This window comes from Hymenobacter sp., from assembly GCF_036388155.1.
Lineage (GTDB): Bacteria > Bacteroidota > Bacteroidia > Cytophagales > Hymenobacteraceae > Hymenobacter.
Window position 1 is genome coordinate 1 of record NZ_DASVSI010000105.1, and the last position, 26,538, is coordinate 26,538.

Sequence of the window (26,538 nt, forward strand, 5' to 3'; positions counted from 1 at the left end):
GTGCGCCAATTACTGACCGAGTGGATGCACGATTACAACACCCTGCGCCCGCATCAAGCGCTGGGGTTTTTAACCCCGATGGAATTTAAACAAGCAGCCTGACTCTGGTTTTGATTGGCCCACCAAACGGGGAAGCTTACATATACTATCAAGCTAAAAATAACGTGCATGAGCATTTTCCAATCGAAATGAGAGGCACTGAATGGCGTGAACTGGATTCTAATCTGCCATATCAGGTATACTGGGCTTACAACAACGCGCCGCAATTAGTGTGTAATGGCTTTTTTATTAGTAATTCGGAAACGCTAAAAAGGATTTCAATAAAGAGTCATAAGAATAGCCTGTCTAAAAAAAGTCCGTTTGATTCGCCAAACTTGCTCATTTATGACCCGGATGGATTATTTCCTCTTAGCCTAAAGCGGGATGGTTTACGTGAAGCAGAATATCCTTTTGAGTTGGCATTAACTCGTGACGTTCTATTGGAATTGATAGCGTGGGTGTTCTTTCAAGGGCCTTCATCTTTCGAATTGCCAATTAAGCCAACGCCAAAAATTTATGATGACCGAGCGTACTTCGGTGCTTCAGCAATCGTCATGAAGCACAGTGGTTATGCTATCCGTCTTGCATCGTTATTAGGCAACCATCCGATTAGACATATGGTAGTGCACCCTAAAACACAAGTGCATATCAGGGTTAATACTGAGGTTACGTCTAACACGTTGATATTTGCCGATTTAATTGACGAGAAAGATGACATTCGTATGTTAATGTCAGTGCGTTCAAGTAAAGGCAGCAAGCAGTCTACTACTAATGTGATGCAGGTTATATACAATAAAGATTTCGAAGACGGTGATATTAAAGAAGTAGCTGAGGTTAACAGTGGCGGTACAACTAGAAGGAAACACAAATTGCAATTAATAAACCAAGATGGCCCATGGGTAACCGCCGCTTCTAAAAAGAACCATACAAGCAGAGTTGAGATACTCAATTGGCCTACCAAAAAATATACCACCTTAATTTCTAGAGACGAGGAGTATGTTGAATATAAAGAAGGGCTTTACTTGGAAGAGCAATTTTTTCCAGATGGATGTTACATAAAGGTCGGTTCCAAGCCATGGTTACTGGATGATATTTGGCAAGAATTTTTTGGTGATGGCTGGATTCCTTTTGCAATGGAGGAGCGTCTGACTAGATATCCGGAAGCCGCAAAGTTCTTCAGAGAAAGATATCCACAAGTAGTACCCGAATCAGTATGGCAGATTTTAGGTATACAAAAGCCGAAAGGATGTGTACAACTGCCATTACGCGACCCAAGTGAACCTGAAGAAATGGCGCTAAGGGCTTACGTAAGCAATGATATACCTTTTTAATAATGAGAAGTTATTCAATAGTGAATACTGAATTAGCGCCTATTAGAGTCTGTTCTGCTGCCCATTTTTGCATAATTAGTCTGAGTTCAATTTGAACTAGGTGCTCTCGGAAGGCAACTGATTCGAATTTGTTGGTTGTGCGGGAGAACTTTGGCTTGCATTTACCCTAGCCTGCGAAGCGGGGCCAGAGACAATGTCTGCGGCTTGGGCACCGAGTTGATTAAGTCTAGTGGGAGCTTTAGGAATATTTATAGGCAATTCGCGCGGGAATGAAGGAATTCCGTAGCCGGTTTGCAGGTAAATCTTTTCAGCATCGAGGCCAAAGCCGTTCGGCCTCGATGCCCCAAATGCAATAGAGCGCAGCAAAGAACCGGCTTCATCAGAACCATTAGGTACGAGCCGTTGCAGCTAAGCCGCGTAACTGATTTAGACGAGGAAGAAAAAGTACTCCACGTCGTAACGAAGTGAGGCGAGTATATATCGAAGGATAACAGTTGCGCTAAAACCGGAACGGCCTAGTTGCGGCGGCTACCTCGGCAATAACCTTGCGATAGTCATATAGTATAGCCAATAGCTGCGCGTGCGGCCCGGCGCTCGCTGCCTCACTTTCTCGGGCCTACCTATCCACCCCAACACCCTTTCGCATGAGACGTTTTTTAACTCCCCTGCTCGCTGCGGGGCTGCTGCTGCTTGCGGCACCGCGCAGCCACGCCCAAAATGCCGACCGCAAAACCGCCATTAGCCTCTACGGCACCGCCAACCAGTACAAGGGCAGCTTCGGCGACGACTTTTGGAAGTGGGACCGTAATTATTACGGCCCCGGCATCGCCATCAACCGCTACCTCACCAAAGGCCTCGACCTAGGCCTGCAGGGCGGCTACGTGGAGCTGAAGGGCAGCCGCAGCCCCGCCATCTTCTTCGCCACCAACGTGGTAAACGTAAACCTCGCCCTGAAGCTGAAGCTCAACAACGGCTGGGCGTTGAAGGAAGACGCCGTCATCCAGCCCTACCTGCTGGTGGCGCCGGGCCTGGTGTTCACCAGCGCCGAGGGCGTGATAAACGGCGCGGCGTTCGACCAAAACAAAACCTATTTCGACGCCCACGGCGCGGCGGGCATCAACTTCCGCATCAGCGACGGCATTGGCTTGTTTGTGCAAACCGGCCTGCACCTGCCCTGGGGCGCCAGCTTCGACGGCATTCCCAACCCCGACGACAACAAGATTGACGACCGCTACCTGCAGCACAGCGCCGGCCTGACGTTTGCGCTGGGCAAGCCCAAAGACACCGACGCCGACGGCGTGCCCGACCGCAAAGACAAATGCCCCGGCACGCCCACCGGCGTGAAAGTGGACGAGAAAGGCTGCCCCCTGGACGGCGACGCCGACGGCGTGCCCGACTACCAAGACAAGTGCCCCACCGAAAAAGGCGTAGCGGCCCTCGAAGGCTGCCCCGATAAAGACAACGACGGCGTGCGCGACAGCGAAGACGCCTGCCCCGACCAGCCCGGCACCGTTGCCCTGAAAGGCTGCCCCGACGCCGACGGCGACGGCGTGGCCGACAACGTGGACCGCTGCCCCGGCACGCCTGCTGGCACGCAAGTAGACGCCACCGGCTGCCCGCTGGTGGTAGACGCCGACGGCGACGGCATCCCCGACAACGTGGACCGCTGCCCCGGTACGCCCGCCGGCACGGCCGTCGACTCGACCGGCTGCCCGCAGATTGACCCGGCCATCCGCGGCCTGGAAGTGCCCATCCGCTTCCGCACCAACAGCACCGTCATCACGCGCCCGTCGTACCCCGCGCTGAATAAGATGGTGCAGGCCCTGCAGAGCCGCCCCGACTACAGCCTGCGCATCATCGGCCACGCCGACAGCCGCGGCACCGACGAATACAACCAGGCCCTGTCGGAGCGCCGCGCCGCCGCGGTGAAGCGCTACTTCACAGGCAAGAAAATCGACCCCGCCCGCATCATCACCGAAGGCCGCGGCGAGGCCGAGCCCACGGCGCCCAACGACACGCCCGCCGGCATGTCGCAGAACCGCCGGGTAGAATTCCGCTTCGAATTCGTGCCCACGCCCGCACCCACTCCGGTGCCGTAATGCCGGACGCTGAGTGAGTAAAAAGGCCCCGCCAGTGAAATGGCGGGGCCTTTTTTGTGTAGCCTGCTGTAGCGTGGGCTCCGCGAGTCCGCGCATGGGCGCCGGCCAGGCAGTCAGGACATCGTTCTGGCGGGACGAGGACTCGCAGAGTCCACGCTACAGCACGCTACTTTGTCACGCCGGCTTCGGCCAGCAGGGCCAGCACTTGTTGTTCTATCAGGTCGCGCACTTGCCGGAACTCGGCGGGCTCCAGGTGCTTGGGGTCGGGGATTTGCCAGTCGCGGCGGTGGCGCGCGGCAATAAATGGGCAGGCATCGCCGCACCCCATGGTCACCACGTAGTCGAACGCCTGGGAACGGACCTCGTCCAGGGACTTGCTGGCGTGCGTGCCCAAGTCGTAGCCCAGCTCGGCCATGGCGGCCACCGCTTTCGGATTGATGACGCCCGAGGGCCGCGAGCCGGCGCTGTAAGCGGCCACCTGCGCGCCGCCGTGCAGGCTGGCAAACGCCTGCGCCATCTGGCTACGGTTGGCGTTTTCGATGCACACAAACAAGAAGGAAATCATGGCGTGGAAGGAGTGTCGGGGGAAGAGGTGAAATGGAGCAGCCGGTCGGCCAGCACGGCCAGCAGCGCGCCCGCCACCGGGCCGGCCAGGTAAAGCCACACATGGGTCAGGTTGCCGCTCAGGAGCGCGGGGGCCAGCGAGCGGGCCGGGTTCATGGACGCCCCGCTGAGCGGCCCGAACACTAAGGCCTCCAGCCCCACGGTGCTGCTGATGGTGAGGCCCGCCAGCAGCCCTTGCTCGCGGGCCCCGGAAGCCACCCGCAGAATGACCAGCATCAGCCAGAAGGTAAGGACCGTCTCGATGACCAGGGCTTGCGCGGCACTGTGCGCCGGCTGCGTGGCGCCCAGCGTGGAATGCTCGGCGGCCAGCAGCTTCACCAAGGCACTGCCCGCGAGGCCGCCGGCTAGCTGCATCAGCACGTACGGCCCCACCCGCTTGCCCGGAAATCGGCCAGCAGCCCAAAAAGCCAGCGTTACGGCCGGGTTCACGTGCGCGCCACTGATGGGGCCCAGGGTCTGAATCAGACCCAGCACCACCAGGCCGAAAGCCGCCGCCACGCCGCCGTGCCCCAGCGCGTGCGTCTGCTCGTTCACCACGGCCGCGCCGGTGCCAAACGCCAGCAGCACGGCCGTGCCCAAGGCTTCGGCGGCCAGGCACTGGCGCAGGGCGGCGCTCATGCGGTGGGCGCGGCTGTGCCCACGGTGGCACTGCGGCGTTCCAGCAGCACGGTGTCGCGCCATTGCCCCCGAAGCTGGCCGATGCGTTCGCGCCGGCCCACCTGCCGGAAGCCCGCGGCCTCGTGCAAGCGGATGCTGGCCGTATTTTCAGGGAAAATTCCTGCTTGCAGGGTCCACAAGCCTTGTTGCTCCGACTCGGCTATCAGGGCCGCCAACAAGGCTTTGCCTACGCCCCGCCCGCGCGCCTCGGCGGCTACGTACACGCTCACTTCGGCCACGCCCGCGTACACGCAACGGCCCGAAACCGGCGTCAGCGCGGCCCACCCCAGCACGCGGTCGGGAGCGTCGGCAGCGCCGGCCACCAAGCGGCAGGCGGGCAAGTGGCTGCTGTCCCAGTCGGGCCAGGTGGGCAGTTCGGTGGCAAAAGTCGCATTGCCGGTGGCCAGGCCTTCGGCGTAAATGGCGCGCACGGCAGGCCAGTGTGCGGCGGTCATGGCCTCGATAGTCATAAACAAGCAGGAGGGCTTACGGAGTATAAGTTGGCGGTGGGCTTGGCTAGCAGCACCCACTTCCGGGGGCACACGTCGCAGCAGCCGGCGCCAACTCAACCAGCGGGAATGCTACCGGCGCGGCGGCGAAAACCTCGGCCGCGGGCGCCGATTGCGAGCTGGGAGCAATGCAGCACTGGGTGTTGCTGGCCGCGTCGTACTCGTCCTGGTAGCGCGGGTCGTTGAACTCCGCGTCGGCGTGGAAGTAGTACACCTCCCACTCCACCCCGTCCGGGTCGTTCACCCAGAACTTGTCTTGTTTGGCGTAGCAGCAGTTGGTGCCCATTTCCTCGCGGCTCACGAGGCCGGCTTGGCGGGCCAGCGCCAGCCGCTGGTCCAGCTCTTCCACCGTCTCGACCTGAAAGCCCATGTGGCCGAAATGACTCTGCACCCGCTCGGGGTTCTCCACGAACGAGATGATGAGCGAGGGCTTGTCGAGCACGTATTTGGCGTAGCCGCGCTTAATCTTGGCCGCCGGCACGCCGAAGAATGCCGTGTAGAAATTGACCGTGGCCGCCAAATCGGACACGTAGAGCGAAACGTGCATGCGAGGAAAAACGGAGGTTTCCATGGGAGTGTGGTTTGCTGGTGAAAAAGTAAATAGGCCGGTCGCGTTGGGCCGGCGCAAGGCGAAGCTTAGCAGCCGCACTCGGCGGCAGTGGGCGGTAGGTCGGCTAGCAGGCCGGCAAACAACTGGCGGGCATGGGCCCAGCCAGCGGGGTCGATGCAGTAGCACACGCGTGCGCCATCGACCTCGCCCTGCACCAGCCCCGCAGCTTTCAACTCTTTGAGGTGCTGCGAAACGGTGCTCTGCGAAATGGGCAGCTCTAGCACGAGCTCGCCGCACACGCAGGCGCGGCGCTGGGCCAGCAGCTGCAAAATGGCAATGCGCGCCGGATGGCCGAGGGCCTTGGCAATGGCCGCAACCTGCTGCTCCGGCTGGGTGAACTGTTCGCGTTTATGAGCTGCCATCGTGTTTGTAATCGTTTATCGTCGATTGACGATTACAAAGGTATTGGCTTCAGTCATAAAAACAAGCTTTCATAGTTCGTATTAGAATTGTATAATTCATAAAAACAGTTTTTCCAGAAGGTTGGAGTCAACAAGTACAAATTGGTGAAAAGGGTAATGTTGAAAATAATGCGATAGGGGAGTATATTGCGTCATAAATAACACTTAACCAGTTTTTACGCCTATTGGCAGTGCTATTACCATATTTCGTCTGCCTATTTGGCTATTCTATCGAAAAGACAATTAACTTAGAGCTGTACCCGAGCAGCATTCGTACTTCTGCCACGTAACTACCCAACCTACCACGTTCTTTTTTCACTCAATCTTCTACGCCTGTGTCCCAATCAGTACGCTTTCAAGCACTGCTAGCTTTCATGGTATTAAGTGGGTCGCTAGCCAAGGGCCAGACCTTGGCTAAAGTGGAGCCCGTGCTGCTGCCTACTACGGTCGTGCCCCTGACCTCCAAGCCCGCGGTGGTCGCGGTGCCGGCGGTGTACCCCGACTCGGTCTACATCAATCCCGAAGTGCGGCCCCAGTTCACGGGCGGCGACAAAGCCTTCGCGGCCTACCTCAGCAAGTCCATCCGCTACCCCAAGCAGGCGCTCGAACGCCGCGTTTCGGGCCGGGTGTACGTCAACTTTGTTCTCAACGCCGAAGGCCGGGTGCAAGACGCACACGTGGTCAGCGGCCCCGGCAACGGCCTCAACGACGAAGCCCTGCGCCTGGTGTGGCTCATGCCGCCCTGGCAGCCCGCCCGCGTGAACGGCCAGCCGGTGCGGGTAGCCTGCACGGTGCCCATCACGTTCAATTCGGAGCGGTAGCAACGGTGAGATGGTGAGTTGGATGTTTTGCTTGCGCAACCTGCGCCGACGAAACATTCAACTCACCACCTCTGCATTTCACCATCTCACTGGTACTGGCCGGTACCGGGCGCGCCGAGGCCAAAATCGGTGAAGGTGACGGTTTCGCGGGCGGTTTCGAACAGGCGCACGCCGTTGGGCGTGGTCAGGCCACGCGGGTAGAAGCCGAAGAGCAGCTGGAACGTGCGCAGCGCCGTGTATTCGTTGCGGAAGCGCAGGCCCAGGCCAAAGCCCGTGTAGGGCGAGCCGTCGAAGGGCGTGCCGCCGCGGGGCTGGGTGCTCACCCACGCGGCGTCGGCGAAGACCACGCCAGCCAGCCGGAAGCCCAGCAGCGAGAGCGGCGTGAACACGGTGGTTTCGTAATTGACCACGAAGCGGCTGGTGGCCTGAATGGGCTGGCCCGGCGAAAACCCCCGCAACCCCCGCTCGTTGGTGATGCCCTGCAGGAACTCGCCCGGCCGCCGGTTGAGCCCGATGGTGCCGCGGCTGCTCAGGAAGTGCCGGTACTGCCAGTTGCCCAGGTGGTAGAGCCGGGTAAAAGAAGTGAACTCGGTGGAAAGCAGGCCCTGCTCCCAGGTGCGGGCCTTGTTCATGAGCTGGTAAGAGCCCAGGTCGACGGCCCCGTACAGGTAGCCGCTGCGGGTGCTGAAGCCCGCCGCCGCCACGCGAATGTCCAGGTAGCGCCGGGGCACCACGCCATTTACGTCGTAGCCCGCCGTGAAGCTGAGCAGCGTGCCCACAGGCACGTCCTCGGTCCGGCCAAAGCCGAACAGGTACCGGTCCTTATAATAGCGCCGCACCGAATAGCCCACGGTGCCCAGCAGCGAGGTGCTGTTGCGATAGTCGAGCGGGGGGATGCCCAAATCGGGGTCGGGTTTGGGAATGGTGCTGAACATGGTGTTGTAGAGCCGGGCCGCCACAATGATGCGGCTGGGGTTCTCGTACCCCAAATCGTAGGAACGCAGCTTCAGCGCCCGGCCCACCCAGGCGTCTTGCGACGTGTACCGCAACGGGTAGAACACGTAAGGCTGCCCCGGTGCAGGGGTTTGCAAGGCTATGTTTTGGCTGAAGCTGTTGAAGGCGAGCGCGCCGGCGTAGCGGGCGCTGGGCGAATAAAAATCCCGCTGGAGGGCCACCCCTCCCGAACGATAGTTGTACTCGTTGCGGTAGCGGGCCCGGGCGTACACAAAGTGGCGGAACGGCGCCGTGTAGCTGCCCTCGTAGGCCCACTGCTGGGGCACTTCGTTGCCGTTGTTGGCCAGGCCGCGGCCGTAGCGGTAGGCGTTTTTCAGCTGGTGGCCCTGGCCCAGAAAATTCTCGTCGCCCAGGGTGATGCGGCCGGCCGTGGCCGACCCCAGCTCAAAGCCCGCCGTGATGCTGAACACGTCGGTGGTGAGCACCTCAATGTCGACGCTGTCACGGGTGGTGGTGTTCTCGTTCACTAGCACGCGGGCGTCGAGGAGTTCGGGCGTTTGGCGCAGCAGGCGTTCCGACTCGGCCAGCGCCTGGGGCTCGAGGGGCTGCCCGGGGCGAAACAGCAGCACCTGCCGCACCCGCGAGCGCGCGGTTTTGATGTGCAGCGTGTTGCCCGACTTCTCCCAGAATGAGCGCGGCCGGCGGGTCGAGTCGGTGAGGCTGAAGCCAAACGAGTCCAGCGTGCGGATATTAATGCGCCGCACGATTTTGAAGTTGTGGCGGTCGAACTGCCGGTCCAGCAGCACGGCGTCGAGGCCGGTTTGCTCTTCCTGGCGGCGGGTGAAATTCAGCAGGGCCGACAGGGCTTTGCCGGCAATGGTTTTGCGGCGCGAGAAGGCTTTGAGGCGGTTCAGCACGCGCTGCTCGTCGAAGCGCCGCCGCAGGGAGTCGGCGCGGTGGGGCAGGATTTCTTCGCTGGCCTTGAGCGAGTCCGGCGGGATGGCCGAGCGCGGGTCAAACGTCTGCGCGCGGGCCGGCTGGGCCAGCCAGCCCAGCCACGCAAAGACGAGCACGAATAAACCTCTAAACCTCATACAAAGGAGCGCAACGCTGCAAATTACGAAAACGGGGCGGGCTCAGCTTCACCGAGCGGCATTATACTAAAAACCGTGGCTGAGAGCCAGCGACGCTTTTTTATTAAAAAGAAACTTATTCCAAAAAAATTAGCTTAATAGCTTGTGCCTTTATGGCCGCTGTTTATTACTTTTAAGCCCGAAAGCCAGCCCTTCCTCATGAACGAGCGCATTCAAGAGAAACTAAGCATATTAGCTGATGCCGCGAAGTACGATGCTTCGTGCAGCAGCAGCGGCGGCAAGCGCAAAAACGAGAACAAAGGCCTTGGCAACGCCGAGGGCATGGGCATTTGCCACAGCTACACCGAGGACGGCCGCTGCGTGAGTTTGCTCAAGATTCTGCTCACCAACCACTGCATTTTTGACTGCGCCTACTGCGTGTCGCGCCGCTCGAACGACGTGAAGCGCGCCGCCTTTACCGTGGACGAAGTGGTGGACCTGACCATCAACTTCTACCGTCGCAATTACATCGAAGGGCTGTTCCTAAGTTCCGGCATTTTCTCCAGCCCCGACTATACCATGGAGCGCCTGGTGCGCATCGTGAAAAAGCTGCGCACCGAGCACAAGTTCAACGGTTATATCCACGTCAAAACCATTCCGGGCGCTTCGGAAGAACTCATTCAGGAAGCCGGCCTCTACGCCGACCGCCTCAGCGTGAATATTGAGCTGCCCTCGGAGCTCGCCCTGACCACACTGGCCCCCGAGAAGAACTACCAGGAGATTCTGACCCCGATGAGTCAAATTCGCGACGGCATCATTCAGAATAAAGAAGAAAAGGCGCTGTTCAAGAAAGTGCCCGCTTTCGCCACGGCTGGCCAGACCACCCAGCTCATTGTGGGCGCCAGTGCCGAGACGGACCTCCAAATCATCAAGCTCACCGATTCGCTCTATCAGGGCTACGGGCTGAAGCGCGTGTACTATTCCGGCTACATCCCCGTGACCGACGACGCCCGCCTCCCGCAGGTGACGCAGCCGCCCGTCATCCGGGAGCACCGCCTGTACCAGACCGACTGGCTGATGCGCTTCTACGGCTTCCAGGCCGACGAAATCCTCGACCCCGCGCACCCGCACCTCGACTTGGAGATTGACCCCAAGCTGGCCTGGGCGCTGCGCAACCGCCACGTCTTCCCGGTGGACGTGAACACGGCCGACTACGAAATGATACTGCGCATTCCCGGCGTGGGCGCCCGCTCGGCCCGCAAAATCGTGGCCGCTCGCCGCTTTTCCACCCTGAACATGGAAACCCTGCGCCAACTGGGCGTGGTGCTCAAGCGCGCCAAATACTTCCTCACCTGCCAGGGCGAACACCAGCCCATCATCGGCGAGCTGAGCGAGCAGCAAGTGCGCCGCCAGATTCTGTTCGGCTCTGGCTCGGTGCGTTCGGCCCTCGTCACGCAGCAACTTGACCTTTTTGCCCAAGCTTCTTAAAGCTATGAACTACGATTCCCTCTTTCCAAATCTTCCTGCGGGGCGCTCGCAAAGCAGCCTGGGCGGGGTTCAACACGACATCTTTTTTTCTGTCATGAAAGTCATTCACCGCCAAAACCAGCCCATCCGTAGCACCGAGCCCTCTGACAAAGTCGCGCGCCTCTCGTGCGTCTGCCGCATCAGCGAGCTCATGCCCTTGGTGCGCCAAATGCACGACGACGCCCGTGCCCGCGCCATGGCCCGCATGAGCGAAGACACGCAGCAAGCGGCGTAAAGGGCCGAGAAAAGCAGGCTCTAAGGTCAACTGTGGCCGCTTTCTGCCCTCAACTTTTCCCCGCCGTCTCTCGTCAGAGAGGGTATGTCGTACCCTCTCGAACAGCGGCTGGTGCCCACCAATGGCTTGCGCCTGCATGTAGCGCAGAGCGGCCCGGAATCGGGGCCGTTGGTGGTGCTGCTTCACGGCTTCCCGGAGGGCTGGTACTCGTGGCGCTACCAAATTGGCGCGCTGGCCTCGGCTGGTTACCGGGTGTGGGCGCCCGACCAGCGCGGCTACAACCTAAGCGACAAACCCCGCCGCGTGCGCGACTACACCATTGACGCGCTGGCGGCCGACGTGCTGGGCCTGCTCGACGCGGCCGGCGCGAAAACCGCGGTGGTGGTAGGCCACGATTGGGGCGCGGCCGTGGCGTGGCATTTGGCGGCAAATTATCCGGAGCGCATCCGCCGGGCCGCGGTGCTGAATGTGCCGCACCCGCAGGTGCTGGCCCAGGCCTTGCGCCACAACCCCCGTCAACTAGCCAAAAGCTGGTACATGCTGTTCTTTCAGCTGCCGTGGCTGCCCGAGGGCCTGGCCCGGTTGCGCGGGTGGTGGGCCGCCCGGCAAGCCATGCTGCGCACGAGTGCGAAAGGCGTGTTCAGCCCCGAGGATTTGGATGATTATAGCATTGGGTGGGCCCAGCCCCGGGCCATGCGCAGCATGATAAACTGGTACCGGGCCGCGGCGCGCTACGCCTCGCGGCTGGGCAAAACCGGCCGCGTGCGCGTCCCCCTGCATATTATTTGGGGCGAAAATGATGCGTTTCTGGAGCCGGAGCTGGCCCGCGCCAGCTTGCAGTATTGCGAGGCCGGCCGCCTGACTTATTTGCCCGCCAGCCACTGGGTGCAGCACGAGATGCCCGAGGAGGTGAACGAGCTGCTGCTTGGGTTTATGAGGTAGGTGCTTAACGGTAAAACAATAACGAGCGTTAAGCTCGTCTGGCGTCCGCTTGTTGAGGCCTCTCGCCCGCTTCGTCTGTCATGTTGAGCGGAGCGAAACATCTTATCAAGCCAGAACAACTCGTTCATGGGTGAGAAGATGCTTCGCTTTGCTCAGCATGACAGGAGGCGCGAGCGAGATGCTTCGCTGCGCTCTGCATAACCGTCTTTTCGGTTAGTATTTCAGCACCTTCTAATCCCATTATCCATTCATGCGCAAGCCTCTTCCCGTCCGTCGCGTTGCTGCCGTTGCCAGCGGGGCTGCTGCCAGCCGGCGCCCTGCCCCGGCACTCACCGCCACGCCGCTCGACTACACCTACGACGGCACGTTTGAGGGCCTGCTGACCGTGTTGTTCACCATTTACGACTGGAAGGCCGCGCCCAACAGCATTCAGCCCGAAGCTACGGCCCAAACCGGCCTATTTGCCCAGCCCGCCCACCGCGAAACCGACGAGGCACTCGCGGCCCGCGTCTGGGACGGCCTGCTGCGCACCATGGACCAGGAGGCCCGCACGCGCCTCTACCACGTGTTTCTGAGCGAGGACGTGGAGCGGGAACTGCTCATTTTTCGCTACGTGGACCTGGCCCTGCGCTCGCCTCAGGACGTGGCCGACAACTACGCCAACGCCGACGTGCGCCGCGTGCAGCGCTTGGCCCAGCAGATGTTCCGCGAAAAGCACCGGATGGAAGCCTTCGTGCGTTTCGAGAAAACCACCGACGAGTTGTTTCACGCCACCATCGAGCCCGACATGGACGTGCTGCCGCTCATTGCTGCACACTTCACCAAGCGCTACGCCGACCAGCGCTGGCTGATTTATGACCGGCGGCGCCACTACGGCCTGTATTACGACCTCAGCCGCACCGACGTGGTGCAGTTTGAGCAGAGCGGCCCGGCCAGCACAGCGGGCGTTTCGGCCACAGTGCTCGACGAGCGGGAGCCGTTGTTCAAGGTGCTGTGGCAGGCGTATTTCGACCACGTCAACATCCCGGAACGCAAGAACCTGAAGCTGCACCGCCGGCACATGCCCCTGCGCTACTGGAAGTACCTGAGCGAAAAACAGCCCCGCGAAATGCGGTTCGAGCCCATCCAAAACAAGCAGCCGCTGGCCGGCAAGGAGGTAGTAGCCGGGCAAAAGCGACTGCCGGAATAAGCAGCCGTGCGTCGGCGACGTCAGCACAAGTACCCAGAAATTTCATTTCGGCTGGCATGGAACGACGAATGTTTTGGTGGGCAGAAATGAAATTTTGAGGTACTCGTTCTGGCGGAGTAAAACGGGTTTGAAAGCGTTTTCTCACGTGCTACGCCCTAACTTGCCGCCCAAATCAAGGCTACAAAACAAGCAGCGTTTATGGGCAAGGCGATAATTTTTGGGGCCTCCGGGCAGTTGGGGCAGTGTTTGGCGCAGGTGGCCCGCGAGCGCAATACACCGGGCCTGCTGTTCTTGCCCGAGGCCGAAGCCAACATCCTGAACGTGCCCGGCCTCAGGGCCTTGTTCGAGTTGCACCGCCCGGCTTACTGCATCAACTGCGCGGCGTACACGGCCGTCGACAAAGCCGAAGACGAACTGGAACTGGCCCGCAAAATCAACCGCGACGGCGTGGAAAACCTGGCCCGGCTCTGCGGCGAGTTTGGCACCACGCTTATTCAGGTTTCCACCGATTTTGTGTTTGCCGGCGACGGCAATACGCCCCTGCTTGAAACCGACGACACCACGCCCATCAGCGCGTACGGCCTCACCAAGCTGGAAGGAGAGCAGGTAATTGCCCCGCATACCGAGCGGTATTTCACGCTGCGCACCAGCTGGCTCTACTCCGAGTTTGCCAACAACTTCGTGAAAACCATGTTGCGCCTGGGCCGCGAGCGCGACGAGCTGCGCGTCATCTGGGACCAAACCGGCACGCCGACCTACGCCATCGACCTGGCCGGCTGCATCCTCACCATCATCGAAACCGGCAATCAGCATTACGGCCTTTACCACTACAGCAACGAGGGCCTGACGTCGTGGTACGACTTCACGGTGGCCATTTTCGAGCTGAGCGGCATCAGCACCGAAGTCACCCCCATTCGCACCGCCGAATACCCCACCAAGGCCACGCGCCCGCCCTATTCGGTACTGGACAAAACCAAAGCCAAAACCCAGCTGGGCGTGGCCATTCCGCACTGGCGCGCCAGCTTGGCCGAATGCATGGCCCGGCTGGCGCAGGCGTAGCGGCGGCTTGTAGGAGGCAGCAGCGCTCGGTTAAGCGGATTGCCGGGCTTCCAGCTGCGCCACCACTTGGTCGATGGTGAGCTGGCCGACCACAAATTGGTCGAGGAGCATGCGCTCGTAATCGTTGGGGGCGATGGGTGTGTTTTCGGTAATGCGAAGCGCGGCCTTTAGCACACGCTGGCGGCCCTGCTCGGACGCCAGGACGGAATCGACTTGGCTAAGGCCATTGGAAAAAACCTGTTCCATAACTGATGAGCTACAAACAACCGCCGGTCTACGACCCGGGTGTTTAGTGAGTGTCTGCAAAAATAACGGGCCAAAACTGCATTTAGAGCGTAATTAACACGGTTTTTAAGGGGGGGGGAAATACGTGTTTTACAAATAAATACGTACTCTTGTTTTAAGCACAACCGTTGGGTAGACCCGTGAAAGCCAGCCAAAAACCCTGCTCACACTGTGCGCCAATCTGGCTAGCGCCGCCCGTAGTAGCGGCTAATGAGATAAGCAATTGCGGTGAAGGCTGCCCCCAAGGCGCACACGGCCGGCCAGCCGCCGTGCGTCCAGGCCAGGCCGCCGGCCACTGAGCCCACCGAACCGCCCGTGAAATAGCCAGTCATGTACACCGTGTTGAGGCGGCTGCGGGCTTCGGGCACCAGCGAAAAGATGAGCGACTGGTTGGAAATGTGCGTGGCTTGCACGCCCACATCCAGCAGAATGACGCCCATCACCAGCCCAGCCACCCACGCGCCGCCAAAGCCCAGAATGGCGTAGGCCACCAGCGCCAGCGCAATGCCCAGCCCAATGGTGTAGTTCGACCCGCGGGTGTCGGCGGTTTTGCCGGCCAGCGGCGCGGCCAAGGCCCCAAAAGCGCCAATCAACCCGAAGAAGCCGGCCACGTCGGAGCCGTAGCCAAAAGCCGGGCCTTCGAGGTAAAACGCCAGCGTGGTCCAGAACACGCTGAAGGCCGCAAACAGGCTGGCGCCCACCAGCGCCGCCCGCCGCAGCGCCGGCTGCTCGCGCACCAGCGTGCCCAGCGACTTCATCAGCGAAGCGTAGGAACCCGTGAATGTGGGTTGGTCGGTGGGCAGTTTCCAGGCCAGCAGGGCCACCAGCAACACCATCAGCCCGGCCCCGATTTCGAACATGGCCCGCCAGCCCAGGTGGGCCCCCACGTAGCCGCTTATGGTGCGCGAAAGCAAAATGCCGATGAGCAAGCCGCTCATCACGCGGCCCACCACGCGGCCCCGCTCGGCCTCGGGGGCGAGGTGCGCGGCCATGGGCACGAGCAGCTGCGGCACCGCCGACAAAATGCCGATTAGCACGCTGGCCGCCGCCAGCATCCCAAACGAGGGCGCAAACGCCGCCAGTGCCATGGCCCCGGCCGCGCCCAGTAGCATGAGCAGCATCAGGCGCTTGCGCTCCAGCATGTCGCCCAGCGGCACCACCAGCAGCATGCCCAAGGTGTAGCCCACCTGGGTGGCCGTAGCTATAAGGCTGGCGCTGCTGTCCTTGAGGTTGAACGTGCGGCCAATGTCGGCCAGCAGCGGCTGGTTGTAGTAAATGTTGGCCACCACCAGCCCGCAGGTCACGGCCATCAGCCACACCAAGGCATTGTCGAGGTGGTGCGGAACGGGCGAGGTGGGGGAGGCAGTAGGCGGAGAGCTAGGGGTAGATAAAGGGGAATTATCGGCAACAGATGTTTTCATGTAAGCTAGCGGACGAGAAGCGGGATGGCGCAAGGCAGGATGCAGCGGGGTCTAACAGCGAATTGCGCCCGATGGTTGCGCCTCGGCCATAACCCGGCCGGTACGGCTGCGTTCAATTGGCCATGAGCCGAGGATTTACCAAAGAGGACGACGCGCAAACGCCGCCCATCATTCCGCCCCGCGCGGCCTTGCCGCCCGGCACGCCCAACTACGTCACGCCCCAGGGCCTGGAGCAGCTGCGCGCCGAGCTGGCCATCCTGGAGTCCGAGCGCGCCCAAGCCGAGGCCAACCACGACAACGCCACCGACCGCACCCACCGGCTTTCCTTCTACAACGGCCGCATCGCACTGCTCACCGAGCGCATCGGCAGCGCCAAAGTGGTGGACCCCGCCGGCCAGCCACCGAAGGAAGTACGCTTCGGGGCCACCGTTACGCTGCGCACGGTGAGCGGCGGCAAGGTGGGTTTTAAACGAAAATTTACCATTGTAGGAGTGGACGAGGCGGGCATTGCCGCCGGCAAAGTGGCCTTTGTAGCCCCCATTGCGCGGGCCGTGCAGGGCCAAAAGCTCAAGAAGCAGTTGACTTTAAAGCTGGGGCCCCAAGAAGAAGTGGTGGAAGTCACGGCCATCGAGTACGGAGGCGCGGTGTAATTTTGACCGCCGCGCTGCCACACGTGCGCTGCTCTTTCATGCTATGATTATCTACAAATCGACCGATTGGTGGGAGGCCTTGCGCCACTTGGGTTCTTCGGCCATCATTCGCCTGTTGCTGAACCGCGTGTTGCTGGTGGGCCTTTATGCCACCGTCATTACGGCGGGGGCCGTGTATTTTCACTGGATTAATTTCATCGTCGACAAGGAGTTCTTTTCCTTCTTGGGCATCCTGCTCAGCTTGCTGCTGGTGTTCCGGACCAACACGGCCTACGACCGGTTTTACGAAGGCCGCCGCCTCTGGGGACAGCTCGTGAACAACTGCCGCAACCTGGCCATTCTGCTCCACGCCCGCCTGCCCGCCGACGACTACGACACCCGTACCTACCTGGCCGAAGTGCTGTCCAACTTTCCCATTGCCCTCGACGGGCACCTGCGCGACGGCGTAAAATTCCACAAGCTGGCCGAAGCGGAACCCGGCTACGTGGAAGCGCTTAGCCGCGTGAGGCACGTGCCGTCGCGCATTGCCTCCCAGCTCCAGGAGCTTTTTGAGCGGCTGCTGCGCGAGGACGTGCTGCTGCCCACGCACCTGCTCACCCTGCAGCGGCACCACGAAGCGCTGCTCGACGTGGCGGGTGCTTGCGAACGCATCAAGGCCACCCCCATTCCGTTTTCCTACAGCTATTTCATCAAGGGCTTCATCACGGTGTTCATCCTCACCATGCCCTTCAACCTGCTCGATACCTACGAGTACCTCACCATCCCGATTACCATGTTCGGGGCCTACGCGCTGCTGGGCGTGGAGATGATTGGCGACGAAATCGAAGACCCTTTCGGCAAAGACAGCAACGACCTGCCGCTCACCCAAATTTCTAACCGCATTCGGGCCAACGTGCACGAAATCCTGGGCGTCGACCTGCATGAGGAATACAAGTCCCTGGCCGATACGCCGTACAGCGTGGTGTTTTAGCCTGTAGCGTGGACTCTGATTGTCATTGCGAGCGCAGCGAAGCAATCTGTCCTGTTTTCAGCGACCAACGCTAAGACGTGAAAAGCCCTCCCGGGTACGACTCCGGCACTGCACAGTGCCGAGGGTGGTACCCGGGAGGGCTTTCTGGTTTACGGAAACGTCTGGTACTGACAGGACGGATTGCTGCGTCGTGCCTCCTCGCAATGACAAACCACTACGCCATTGTCAAGCTCTTCTTATATGCGCCCGGCGTCACTCCCTCGTACTTCTTAAACAGTGCCTGGAAATACGACAGATTATTAAACCCCGCCCGAATGCACACTTCCGTTACGCTGGCCAGCGGGTGGCGCAACAGCCGCTTCGCCTCGCTCAGCCGCTCGCGGATGATGAACTCGACCGGCGTGAGGCCAAACTCGCGCTTGAAAAGCCGGAAGAACGTGGCTTTGCTCATGCAGGCCACCGCGCTGAGCTTGTCGATGCTCAGGTTCTCGGCCAGGTGCTGCTTGATGTAGTCCACCACGGCGGCGAAGCGGTGGGTGGTGAGGTAGCGGGCGTAGTCGTGGAAAATGAGTTGGCGGGCCTGCGTCTGCATCAGGCGCACCAGTAGCTCCTGCAGGGTGAAGCTGGCCAGCACGTCCTTGTTCGCGTCGGTGGTGCGCGACACGGCCACCAGGCGGCCCAGCGTGTCGGTCAGCTCCGGGGTGTTGGTGAGGTGGGCGTACTCGGGTTGCTGAATGGCCCAGGGCTGGTACACTTCGGCCTTGGGGTAGCGCTCGTTCAGCAGGTCCACGGTGTGGCGAATGGTGTCGGGCGCAATGGCCACGGCCAGGCACTGGGTGGGCTGGCACAGGCAGGCGTCGGGAAAGTCGATTTCCATCAGCTCGTCCTTGTCCACCACCACCGACTCGCCCGGTAGGTAGTCGAAGGCGGCGCGGCCGGGCAGGTGCATCACTTTTTTGCCCCGCAGCATGGTGGTCAGGGCTAGGCCGTCGAGCCGCAACGCTACCCGGTAGGCGGCGTGGTGGGTTTCGAATACGTTCAGCTCAAAGCCATCGAGGGCGTACACCGTGCGGTTTTCGACCAGCGAATGCAGGCGTTCGACAGCGAGCGGAGCAACGGCAGCAGGCAAATGGACGCGTGAAGACATGGTGGGAATTGCTGGGTGAGGGAGTACACACTACCAACCTCGTCGATAGGGGGGAGTGTTTAGCAAGTTGCGACAATTTTCGCACTCTTTGAGACAATACCACAACCGGCTGGCCGGGGAAAAAGAGACCTTTACGGTCTCTCCGATTTATCTCATTCCCATTTCTCTAAAAGCCATGGCTGAAACCTTAGAAGAAACCACCACCGTGGTGGCCCGCCCCCAATTCAAAGACCATTACGACAATTTCATCGGCGGCAAATGGGTGGCCCCGGTGAAAGGCCAGTACTTCGACAACCCCTCGCCCATCGACGGCAAGGCCTTCACCAAAGTGGCCCGCAGCACCAAGGAGGACATCGAATTGGCGCTTGATGCCGCCCACGAGGCCTTCAAAACCTGGGGCAAAACCTCGGCCACTGAGCGCAGCAACATCCTGAATAAAATTGCCAATCGCATCGAGGAAAACCTCGCCCACCTCGCCGCCGTGGAATGCGTCGAGAACGGCAAGGCCATCCGCGAAACGACCTACGCCGACATGCCGCTGGTCATCGACCACTTCCGCTACTTCGCCAGCGTGATTCGGGCCGAGGAAGGCAACGTGACCGAGCTAAACAGCACGACGGTTTCGATGAACATTCAGGAGCCGCTGGGCGTGATTGGCCAGATTATTCCCTGGAATTTCCCGCTGCTGATGGCCACTTGGAAGCTCGCTCCCGCCATCGCCGCCGGCTGTACCGTGGTGATGAAGCCCGCCGAGCAGACCCCCGCCAGCATCATGGTGCTGATGGAGCTGATTCAGGACCTGGTGCCCCCCGGAGTCATCAACGTGGTGAACGGCTTCGGCCTGGAAGCCGGCAAGCCGTTAGCCTCGTCGCCACGCATTCAGAAGGCCAGCTTCACGGGCGAGACGACCACCGGCCGCCTCATCATGCAGTACGCCTCGGAAAACCTCATTCCGGTGACCATGGAGCTGGGCGGCAAGTCGCCGAACGTCTTCTTCAAATCGGTGATGGACGCCGACGACGACTTCCTCGACAAGGCCATTGAGGGCGCCGTGATGTTTGCCCTGAACCAAGGCGAAATCTGCACCTGCCCCTCGCGCATGCTGATTCAGGAAGACATCTATGACGAGTTCATTGCCCGCGTCATCGAGCGCGTGAAGGCCATCAAGCTGGGCAACCCGCTCGACATGGACACCATGATGGGCGCCCAGGCCTCGAACGACCAGTTCGAGAAAATCATGAGCTACATGGAAATAGGCAAGGCCGAAGGCGCCGAGGTACTCATCGGCGGCGATGCCTACTCGCAAACCGACGGCGCGCTGGCCGAGGGCTACTACATCCAGCCCACTATGTTCCGGGGCCACAACAAGATGCGCATCTTCCAGGAGGAAATCTTCGGCCCGGTGGTGTCCGTAACCACCTTCAAAACCGTGGAAGAAGCCATCGAAATTGCCAACGACACGCTCTACGGCCTCGGCGCCGGCGTGTGGACGCGTGATGCCCACGAGCTGTACGAGGTGCCCCGCGCCATTCAGGCCGGTCGCGTGTGGGTGAACTGCTACCACGACTACCCCGCCGGCGCGCCCTTCGGTGGCTACAAAGCCTCTGGTTTTGGCCGCGAGAACCACAAGATGATGCTCTCACACTACCGCCAGAACAAGAACATGCTCATCAGCTACAGCCAGCAGAAGCTGGGCTTCTTTTAGCAATGGGTGAATGAGCGAATGGCTGAATGGGTGAATGAACTAGACATCATTCACCCATTCAGCCATTCGCTCATTCACCCATTGTCCCTATGCGTGCTTCGGGCTTTTTCCAATACCGACACAATTTCCAAGTATTCCTGTTGTAGGTCGGTCAACCGGCTTTGAGCTACAATTTCAGCTTCACCCAGAAGCTCAAGCCAGAATTGACTTTCGTCGGCTTCTTCGACGCAAACACACAGTTTGGCGTATTGCTCCTTGCCTGACCGCGCCCGGCATACGGCTCGGTAGTTGGCTGCCACGGAAGTAGCTGAGCGCAATAACTGTTTACCTATCACTTGTGCCTCTCCGGTCTTGGGCAAGCTTTGATAGAGTCTGATAATCCGCACCGCTGCCGATTTGGTCCTTTGCCTAAATGCATTGATGAAATCAACTTTAGATGGTACGCCGTTCATGTTTTTGTTCTTGGAAATGGATGAGCGAACATAGCCAACATTCACCCATTCAGCCATTCGCCCATTCACCCATTGTCAAAATGCCCACCCCAAGAGTCCTCGTAACCCAAGCCGCCGAAGCCACCATCGACCTGCTCCGCGACGAGCACGGCCCGCTCATGTTCCACCAAAGCGGCGGCTGTTGCGACGGCTCCTCACCTATGTGCTTCCAGAAAGGCGAGTTCCGAGTGGGCGGCAACGACACGTGGCTGGGCTGCATTCACGGTTGCGACTTCTTCATGAGCGCCAGCCAGTTCGAGTATTGGAAACACACCCAACTCACGGTGGACGTAGTGAAAGGGCGCGGCGCCAGCTTCTCGCTGGAAATCCCGCTGGGCGTGCGGTTTCTCATCCGCTCGCGGCTGTTTACCGAAGAGGAGGAAAAGGACATGGAGCCCGTGTACGCCGGGGACGAGTACCCGGAATCAAACGCTGTGGCTTCTTGATTGGCGCTAGACGGTGCGGAATTTCAACTTAGCCACGCACGCAAGGCCCAATACAAAAAGGTAAAGCAAGGCTTTTGCTAGGACGGCGAGGTAGGGTGCAACCGCAACCATATTCCATGCCGTTTGGGCAACGAAAACGATAGCAGGAATTACAGAGAACAGCATGAATACGGCTTCGATGGCGGCTATTGCTATCGAGTAGCGGAGGAGTGCCCGTCGCTGGCGGCTTGCCAACATAACCAGCACCAAAAGCTCTGCCAGAAACGGCACCAAGGCGTACATCCAGAACGGACCAGCCAGCCGGTTGGCGATGGCATATTCTGCAAACTCGCTCTGCGAATACCAAGCGGCTAGCACGGTATACAGCATGCCTGCAAAGAAGAATACCGACCCAATAAGCCTCAGCAGATTATTCGTATTTAGTAAGACTGGTAGGTAAATGGGCGATGATTCTAAGGCTGGTCGGAAAACCACGAGTGCGAGGGTAGCAGCAACGAAGCCGTAGCGAATGCACTCTACCACGAAGGATAAAAGAACTTCTACTTTTCCGCCCACCCTAGTTCGACTCCAGAAAGTGGTAGAGGAACGTAATCACGCCCGTGTACGCCGGTTTTTTTTGCCCTTCGATTTCCAGCGTCACGCCCACGCGGGTTTTGGCAATGCCGCGCAGATTGGCCACCGATAGGAGGGAAGCCCGCAGCCGCACCTGGCTGTTCACGGTCACGGCCTGGTTGAAGCGCAGACTCTCGATTTCGTAGTTCACTTGCATTTTCAGGTTCTCAATGGCCACAATCTGCTGCCACAAATGGGGTAGGAGCGCCACCGTGAGGTAGCCGTGCGCAATAGTGGCCTGAAACGGCGACTCGGTCCGGGCCCGCTCGGCGTCCACGTGTATCCACTGGTGGTCGATGGTGGCGGCCGCAAACTGATTGATTTGCTCCTGCGTGATGGTGTGGTGCTCGGAAGTGCCCATTTCCTGGCCTGCGCAGGCTTCTAGTTCGGCGAGGCTGCGAATCGTTAGTTTGGACATAAAAAGTGGCGTACGGTTGCGGTTGAAGGGCCGCAAACATACGCCAGTAATGAAAAGTCTGTCATGCAGAGCGCAGCGAAGCATCTTGCCTGCTTCGTTGATTTAGTAACCCAAGCGAAATGCTTCGCTGCGCGCTGCAGGACGGTGACGCTTCGTCCTTAACTGTTGCTGCGGCCGAATACGCGGCGGAGCAACTCGGTGGTGCGGGCTACGGGGTTTTCGCGGATGTTGGCCTCCTCCTGGGCAATGAGGGTGAACAGGCCGTCTACGGCTTTGCCGGTGGCGTATTGGGTGAGGTCGGCCTCGACCGGCTTCACCAGGGGCAGCTGGTTGTAGCTGGTGGCCAGCTGCGAGTAGTAGCGGGTGGCGCCCACTTTGTCCAGGCTCTGCTGCATGATGGGAGCAAACGCCGACGTGAGCTGGGTGCTGGTGGTGCGCTTGAGGAACTGCGTGGCGGCGTCTTTCTGGCCGGTTAGGATGTTCCAGACGTCCGAAAAGGTGAGGCTTTTGATGGCACTGATGAAAATGGGCTTGGCGCTGCGGGCCGCGTCCTCGGCCCCACGGTTCAGGCTCAGCTCGAACTTATCGACCTGGCTGCCCAGGCCGATGCTGCGTAGCGTGGTGGCCACGCGCTGCGCGTCAGGCGGGAAAGGGATGCGAATGAGGCGGTTGAGGTAGAAGCCGTCGGTTTGCGAGGCCTGGTCGGCGCCCTTGCCGATGCCTTGCAGCAGGGCTTCTTTCAGGCCGTTGGCGGCGTCGGCATTGGAAAGGCCACCAACGCTTTTGCTGCCGGTGTTAGACGTGTTGGTAGGCGTTTTGAGGATGTTCGGGAGCTTGATGCCTTTGAGGTCGGGCAAACGAAACTGAGCCGACGCGTCGAAGGCGCTTAGTGACAACAAGAGCAGGGCGGCAGAAGCGAATTTTTTCATGGGGCAGGAGGCGGGCGTGAGGGCCGACTTGCTGCCCATTGCAAGGGGCGTGCCGAACGCCGAACATGCACGCCGAGGCATCAGAGAACTGTAGAGACGCATACCTGCGTCTCGTAGCCCGCGCCGTTCGTGCGACGTTCAACGCCTAGACTAGCCCGCCCCGTTCAGACGCTTTCGTTCAACGGCGAGACGCAAGTATGCGTCTCTACGGTTCAACAGAAGCGGTATTAGCGGCGGCAGCGGACTTATCGGTTTGGTCGGTTTCGGCGTTGCGTTCCTGCTCCTGGGCCCAGGCGCGGTGGCTTTCGTGGGGCATCACGATGGGCACTTGCAGGCACACGCTGTGGGTGGGCAGCACCTGGCACCAGTCGGCAATGAGCTGCTTGTAGGCCGTGCCCACCGGCCGAATGTTGCGGTCCAGGTCGTAGAGGCCCAGCGGGTTCACGATGCCGCGGTTTTCGCGCAGGGCGCTGTCCCAGTCCACCTGGTCGGTGAGGGAGTACCACGTGAAGCCGATGACGGGCACGCCGTCGTTGCGCACGCGCAGCACGTTGGCCCATTCTTTCCAGAGCCAGTTCACGGCTTCGTCGCCGCAGGGGCCTTGCCACAGATTGGTTTCGGTGTGCATCACGGGCAGGCGGTAGCGGTTGTGGTACTGGCTGGTGATGACGTGGTAGCCGAAAACCTCGCCCGCCGCGCGGGTGCTGCCGTCAGCGGCCACGCGGTGCTCGTTGGTTTTGTAGTAGTCGTTGCCCATAATGCAGTGGTGCTTCAGGTTGTTGTGCAGGAAGAAGTGGTACTCCTCACGCGTCATGCCGTTGTCCATCAGGTACTCGTACATCTCGGAGTCGACGCGCCGACCGTAGTTCAGGTCCAGCGACAGGAAGCGGCGGGCATTCATGATTTCAGCCGGGCGAATGGCCGAAGGGTTTTCGGCGTGGAAATACTCCGACGATTCGCTCTGAATAAAGATGGCGTCGGCCCGCACTTCCAGAATGGCGCGCATGGCCAGCACGTTGGCTTTCACGATGTGCTTCAGAGCCGTCACAAAGCCCCGGTCGGAGGTAAGTTGCTCGTTCCACCAGCCATAGTAGGCCGAAAACTGCGCGCAGATGAACATCTCGTTCACCGGGGTGTAAAGCTGCACCCACGGAAACCGCTCGGCAAATGCCCGCGCGTATTGCGCAAAGAGCTCCGAAAACTCGGGGTTCTGGAAGTTGCCAATCCAGTCGGGTACCCCGAAGTGGCACAGGTCCACGATGGGCGCGATGTTGCGCCGCAGCAAGTCCGCAAACGTGGCGTCGGCAAAGGTCCAGTCATACTGGCCCGGCCCCAGCCAGGTGGTGTGAATGGGCGGCCCGTAGCGCAGAAAGGAGATGCCCAGTTCCTGCACCAACTCAAAATCCTTCTGCCAGTGCTGGTAGTGCCCGCACTTTTCCATTTCGTCGACGCGCACCTTGCCGTTGTCGATGGTGGGGTTGCTGTTTTCGATGCCGGTGGCAAATAAGAATTGCGGGCCCATGAGCGGTGTGGGAAAGTTGACAGAACCGTAAGAAGTATTCTAACCTCAAATCAGGGTTCTACGTTGTCTGAACTCCCTACTGCCTCGTTTTTCTTTCTCGCTATGCCAACGCCCCTGTCCCACCTCTTCGAACACAAACTGGTTGCCATCGTCCGCGGCGCCAAGCCCACCGACCTGCTCCGCATTGCCCAGGCCCTGCACGCCGGCGGCGTCCGCAGCATGGAGGTCACGCTGAACTCGCCCGGCGCCCTGGCGTCGATTGAAGAAATTTCCAAGGGCATGGGCGACGAGTTTCTGGTGGGCGCCGGCACCGTGCTCGACCCCGAAAGCGCCCGCGCCGCCCTGCTGGCCGGCGCCAAGTTCATCATCTCGCCCACCCTTGACAAAAAGACCATCCGCATGACCAAGCGCTACGGCGCCGTCAGCATTCCCGGCGCTTACACCGCCACCGAAATTCTGAAAGCCTACGAGTACGGCGGCGACATCATCAAGGTGTTTCCGGCCTCCGGGGGCGGCGCCGGTTACTTCAGGGACATTGCCGGGCCGCTGCCGTTCATCCCGCTCATGCCCACCGGCGGCGTCTCGCTCGACAACATCAAGGGCTTTGCCGAAGCTGGCGCCAAAGCCTTCGGCCTGGGCAGTTCGTTGGTCGACACCAAGCAGCCCGTCAACGACGCTTACTTTCAGCAACTGACGGAAAAGGCGCGGGCTTTCGTGCAGGCCGTGGCTAGCTAGAACAAGCCTGCGCTCGGTATGACGGTCTTTTTAATAAATTGAAACATGAAAATCACCCGCTTCACCCTGTTCCAGGTGCCGCCGCGCTGGCTGTTTCTCAAAATAGAAACCGACAGTGGCCTCGTGGGCTGGGGCGAGCCGGTGATTGAGGGGCGGGCCGCCACCGTGGCCACCGCCGTGGCGGAGCTCATGGAAAACCTCATTGGCAAAAACCCGCTCAACATCGAAGACCATTGGCAGGTGATGTACCGCGGGGGCTTCTACCGCGGCGGGCCCATCCTCATGTCGGCCATTGCGGGCATCGACCAGGCCCTGTGGGACATCAAGGGCAAGTACCACAACGCGCCCATTCACCAGCTGCTGGGTGGCCGGGTGCGGGAGTTGATGCGCGTGTATTCCTGGATTGGCGGCGACCGGCCGCGCGACGTGGGCCTGGCCGCCGCCGGCATGGTGGCCAAGGGGTTCACGGCCATTAAAATGAACGCGACCGACGAGATGAACCACGTCGACTCGCACGTGAAAATTGACGAAGTGCTGGCCCGCGTGGCGGCCGTGCGCGAGGCCGGCGGCCCGGCCCTGGGCATTGGCATCGACTTCCACGGCCGCGTGCACAAGCCCATGGCCAAGGTGCTGGCCAAGGAGCTGGAGCCCTTCCGGCCCATGTTTATCGAGGAGCCGGTGCTCTCGCAGAACAACGAGGCCCTGCGCGAGATTGCGCGCCACACCACCATTCCCATTGCCACCGGCGAGCGCATGTTTTCGCGTTGGGATTTCAAGCAGCTGCTCATCGACGGCTACGCCGACATCATTCAGCCCGACCTCTCGCACGCCGGCGGCCTCACGGAGTGCAAGAAAATCATCAGCATGGCCGAGGCCTTCGACGTGGCGGCGGCCCCGCACTGCCCACTGGGGCCCATTGCCCTGGCCGCCTGCCTGCAAGTAGATGCTACTTGCCACAACGCCTTTATTCAGGAGCAAAGCCTGGGCATTCACTACAACATCGGCAACGACCTGCTCGACTACCTCGTGGACCCCTCGGTGTTCGCTTATCACGACGGGGTCGTCGCCATCCCGCAGGGCCCGGGGCTGGGCATCGAGATCAACGAGGAGTTCGTACAAAAGCAGGCCGCCGAAGGG

The 26,538-nt window shown here is 60.3% G+C and carries 29 protein-coding genes; 15 read left to right on the top strand and 14 right to left on the bottom strand.

Annotated features, from left to right (window positions below; translation table 11 throughout):
• The 3 genes from VF629_RS25800 (at position 1) to VF629_RS14670 (ending at position 3,469) form a co-directional block, all read left to right on the top strand.
• Positions 1-102 (top strand): integrase core domain-containing protein, encoded by a 102-nt coding sequence (locus VF629_RS25800; RefSeq protein ID WP_414653892.1) that lies wholly within the window; start codon positions 1-3, stop codon positions 100-102.
• 86 nt (positions 103-188) lie between these two features.
• Complete coding sequence (locus VF629_RS14665; protein WP_331059241.1) at positions 189-1,370, top strand: hypothetical protein; 1,182 nt, start codon at positions 189-191, stop codon at positions 1,368-1,370.
• 644 nt (positions 1,371-2,014) lie between these two features.
• Positions 2,015-3,469 (top strand): OmpA family protein, encoded by a 1,455-nt coding sequence (locus VF629_RS14670; RefSeq protein WP_331059242.1) that lies wholly within the window; start codon positions 2,015-2,017, stop codon positions 3,467-3,469.
• A gap of 166 nt (positions 3,470-3,635) precedes the next feature.
• Here VF629_RS14670 and VF629_RS14675 read toward each other — a convergent pair whose 3' ends face one another.
• From VF629_RS14675 to VF629_RS14695, 5 genes are all read right to left on the bottom strand, one after another.
• Complete coding sequence (locus VF629_RS14675) at positions 3,636-4,034, bottom strand: arsenate reductase ArsC (RefSeq protein ID WP_331059243.1); 399 nt, start codon at positions 4,032-4,034, stop codon at positions 3,636-3,638.
• Positions 4,031-4,711, bottom strand: coding sequence for an MIP/aquaporin family protein (locus VF629_RS14680; protein ID WP_331059244.1), 681 nt, complete (start codon positions 4,709-4,711; stop codon positions 4,031-4,033). The genes VF629_RS14675 and VF629_RS14680 overlap by 4 nt, the downstream gene beginning before the upstream one ends.
• The gene (locus tag VF629_RS14685; RefSeq protein ID WP_331059245.1) at positions 4,708-5,220 is read right to left on the bottom strand and encodes an N-acetyltransferase family protein; all 513 of its coding nucleotides are present in this window, start codon (positions 5,218-5,220) and stop codon (positions 4,708-4,710) included. Before VF629_RS14685 ends, VF629_RS14680 begins: the two co-directional genes overlap by 4 nt.
• A 46-nt stretch (positions 5,221-5,266) precedes the next feature.
• Positions 5,267-5,830: an ArsI/CadI family heavy metal resistance metalloenzyme gene (locus VF629_RS14690; protein ID WP_331059246.1), complete on the bottom strand. Its 564-nt coding sequence runs from the start codon at positions 5,828-5,830 to the stop codon at positions 5,267-5,269.
• A 65-nt stretch (positions 5,831-5,895) separates the two neighbouring features.
• Positions 5,896-6,231 carry a metalloregulator ArsR/SmtB family transcription factor gene (locus tag VF629_RS14695; RefSeq protein ID WP_331059247.1) on the bottom strand — a complete coding sequence of 112 codons (336 nt, stop codon included), beginning with the start codon at positions 6,229-6,231 and terminating at the stop codon, positions 5,896-5,898.
• Between the two features lie 413 nt (positions 6,232-6,644).
• On the opposite strand from VF629_RS14695, the gene VF629_RS14700 reads away from it, so the two are divergent.
• Positions 6,645-7,091, top strand: coding sequence for an energy transducer TonB (locus VF629_RS14700; protein ID WP_331059248.1), 447 nt, complete (start codon positions 6,645-6,647; stop codon positions 7,089-7,091).
• Positions 7,092-7,177: 86 nt separating this feature from the next.
• On the opposite strand, the gene VF629_RS14705 is transcribed toward VF629_RS14700, so the two are convergent.
• Positions 7,178-9,139, bottom strand: a complete 1,962-nt coding sequence (locus VF629_RS14705; protein WP_331059249.1) for a hypothetical protein — start codon at positions 9,137-9,139, stop codon at positions 7,178-7,180.
• A gap of 198 nt (positions 9,140-9,337) precedes the next feature.
• Here VF629_RS14705 and VF629_RS14710 point away from each other — a divergent pair, with 198 nt between their 5' ends.
• From VF629_RS14710 to rfbD, 5 genes are all read left to right on the top strand, one after another.
• Positions 9,338-10,606 carry a putative DNA modification/repair radical SAM protein gene (locus VF629_RS14710; RefSeq protein WP_331059250.1) on the top strand — a complete coding sequence of 423 codons (1,269 nt, stop codon included), beginning with the start codon at positions 9,338-9,340 and terminating at the stop codon, positions 10,604-10,606.
• Between the two features lie 94 nt (positions 10,607-10,700).
• A complete protein-coding gene (locus tag VF629_RS14715; RefSeq protein ID WP_331059251.1) occupies positions 10,701-10,880 on the top strand; it encodes a hypothetical protein in 180 nt (59 codons plus the stop codon).
• Between the two features lie 84 nt (positions 10,881-10,964).
• Positions 10,965-11,822 (top strand): alpha/beta fold hydrolase, encoded by an 858-nt coding sequence (locus VF629_RS14720; protein WP_331059252.1) that lies wholly within the window; start codon positions 10,965-10,967, stop codon positions 11,820-11,822.
• Between the two features lie 250 nt (positions 11,823-12,072).
• The gene (locus tag VF629_RS14725) at positions 12,073-13,011 is read left to right on the top strand and encodes a TIGR03915 family putative DNA repair protein (RefSeq protein WP_331059253.1); all 939 of its coding nucleotides are present in this window, start codon (positions 12,073-12,075) and stop codon (positions 13,009-13,011) included.
• A 198-nt stretch (positions 13,012-13,209) separates the two neighbouring features.
• Complete coding sequence (rfbD, locus tag VF629_RS14730) at positions 13,210-14,070, top strand: dTDP-4-dehydrorhamnose reductase (RefSeq protein ID WP_331059254.1); 861 nt, start codon at positions 13,210-13,212, stop codon at positions 14,068-14,070.
• Between the two features lie 30 nt (positions 14,071-14,100).
• Here the strand turns inward: rfbD and VF629_RS14735 are convergent, their stop codons facing one another.
• Positions 14,101-14,316: a hypothetical protein gene (locus tag VF629_RS14735; RefSeq protein ID WP_331059255.1), complete on the bottom strand. Its 216-nt coding sequence runs from the start codon at positions 14,314-14,316 to the stop codon at positions 14,101-14,103.
• A gap of 224 nt (positions 14,317-14,540) precedes the next feature.
• The gene (locus tag VF629_RS14740; protein ID WP_331059256.1) at positions 14,541-15,776 is read right to left on the bottom strand and encodes an MFS transporter; all 1,236 of its coding nucleotides are present in this window, start codon (positions 15,774-15,776) and stop codon (positions 14,541-14,543) included.
• Positions 15,777-15,898: 122 nt separating this feature from the next.
• Here VF629_RS14740 and VF629_RS14745 point away from each other — a divergent pair, with 122 nt between their 5' ends.
• On the top strand, positions 15,899-16,426 hold the full coding sequence (locus VF629_RS14745; RefSeq protein ID WP_331059257.1) for a GreA/GreB family elongation factor: 528 nt from the start codon (positions 15,899-15,901) through the stop codon (positions 16,424-16,426).
• Between the two features lie 43 nt (positions 16,427-16,469).
• Complete coding sequence (locus tag VF629_RS14750) at positions 16,470-17,396, top strand: bestrophin family protein (protein ID WP_331059258.1); 927 nt, start codon at positions 16,470-16,472, stop codon at positions 17,394-17,396.
• 214 nt (positions 17,397-17,610) lie between these two features.
• Here VF629_RS14750 and VF629_RS14755 read toward each other — a convergent pair whose 3' ends face one another.
• Complete coding sequence (locus VF629_RS14755; protein ID WP_331059259.1) at positions 17,611-18,543, bottom strand: AraC family transcriptional regulator; 933 nt, start codon at positions 18,541-18,543, stop codon at positions 17,611-17,613.
• A gap of 175 nt (positions 18,544-18,718) precedes the next feature.
• Here VF629_RS14755 and VF629_RS14760 point away from each other — a divergent pair, with 175 nt between their 5' ends.
• Complete coding sequence (locus VF629_RS14760; protein WP_331059260.1) at positions 18,719-20,248, top strand: aldehyde dehydrogenase family protein; 1,530 nt, start codon at positions 18,719-18,721, stop codon at positions 20,246-20,248.
• Positions 20,249-20,322: 74 nt separating this feature from the next.
• On the opposite strand, the gene VF629_RS14765 is transcribed toward VF629_RS14760, so the two are convergent.
• A complete protein-coding gene (locus tag VF629_RS14765; protein WP_331059261.1) occupies positions 20,323-20,757 on the bottom strand; it encodes a four helix bundle protein in 435 nt (144 codons plus the stop codon).
• A 23-nt stretch (positions 20,758-20,780) separates the two neighbouring features.
• Between VF629_RS14765 and VF629_RS14770 the strand changes: the two genes are divergently transcribed.
• Entirely contained in the window at positions 20,781-21,185 is a 405-nt protein-coding gene (locus tag VF629_RS14770) for a DUF779 domain-containing protein (protein ID WP_331059262.1), read from the top strand.
• A gap of 6 nt (positions 21,186-21,191) precedes the next feature.
• On the opposite strand, the gene VF629_RS14775 is transcribed toward VF629_RS14770, so the two are convergent.
• The 4 genes from VF629_RS14775 to VF629_RS14790 form a co-directional block, all read right to left on the bottom strand.
• Complete coding sequence (locus VF629_RS14775) at positions 21,192-21,554, bottom strand: hypothetical protein (protein WP_331059263.1); 363 nt, start codon at positions 21,552-21,554, stop codon at positions 21,192-21,194.
• A gap of 187 nt (positions 21,555-21,741) precedes the next feature.
• Positions 21,742-22,215, bottom strand: a complete 474-nt coding sequence (locus tag VF629_RS14780; RefSeq protein ID WP_331059264.1) for a MaoC family dehydratase — start codon at positions 22,213-22,215, stop codon at positions 21,742-21,744.
• Between the two features lie 158 nt (positions 22,216-22,373).
• Complete coding sequence (locus VF629_RS14785) at positions 22,374-23,144, bottom strand: DUF4197 domain-containing protein (protein ID WP_331059265.1); 771 nt, start codon at positions 23,142-23,144, stop codon at positions 22,374-22,376.
• A gap of 205 nt (positions 23,145-23,349) precedes the next feature.
• Positions 23,350-24,666, bottom strand: a complete 1,317-nt coding sequence (locus VF629_RS14790; RefSeq protein ID WP_331059266.1) for a family 1 glycosylhydrolase — start codon at positions 24,664-24,666, stop codon at positions 23,350-23,352.
• A 102-nt stretch (positions 24,667-24,768) separates the two neighbouring features.
• Between VF629_RS14790 and VF629_RS14795 the strand changes: the two genes are divergently transcribed.
• Together VF629_RS14795 and dgoD are read left to right on the top strand one after the other, a co-directional pair.
• Positions 24,769-25,401: a bifunctional 4-hydroxy-2-oxoglutarate aldolase/2-dehydro-3-deoxy-phosphogluconate aldolase gene (locus VF629_RS14795; protein WP_331059267.1), complete on the top strand. Its 633-nt coding sequence runs from the start codon at positions 24,769-24,771 to the stop codon at positions 25,399-25,401.
• Positions 25,402-25,446: 45 nt separating this feature from the next.
• Positions 25,447-26,538 (top strand): galactonate dehydratase (gene dgoD / locus VF629_RS14800; protein WP_331059268.1); only part of this gene is annotated, 1,092 nt, incomplete at its 3' end.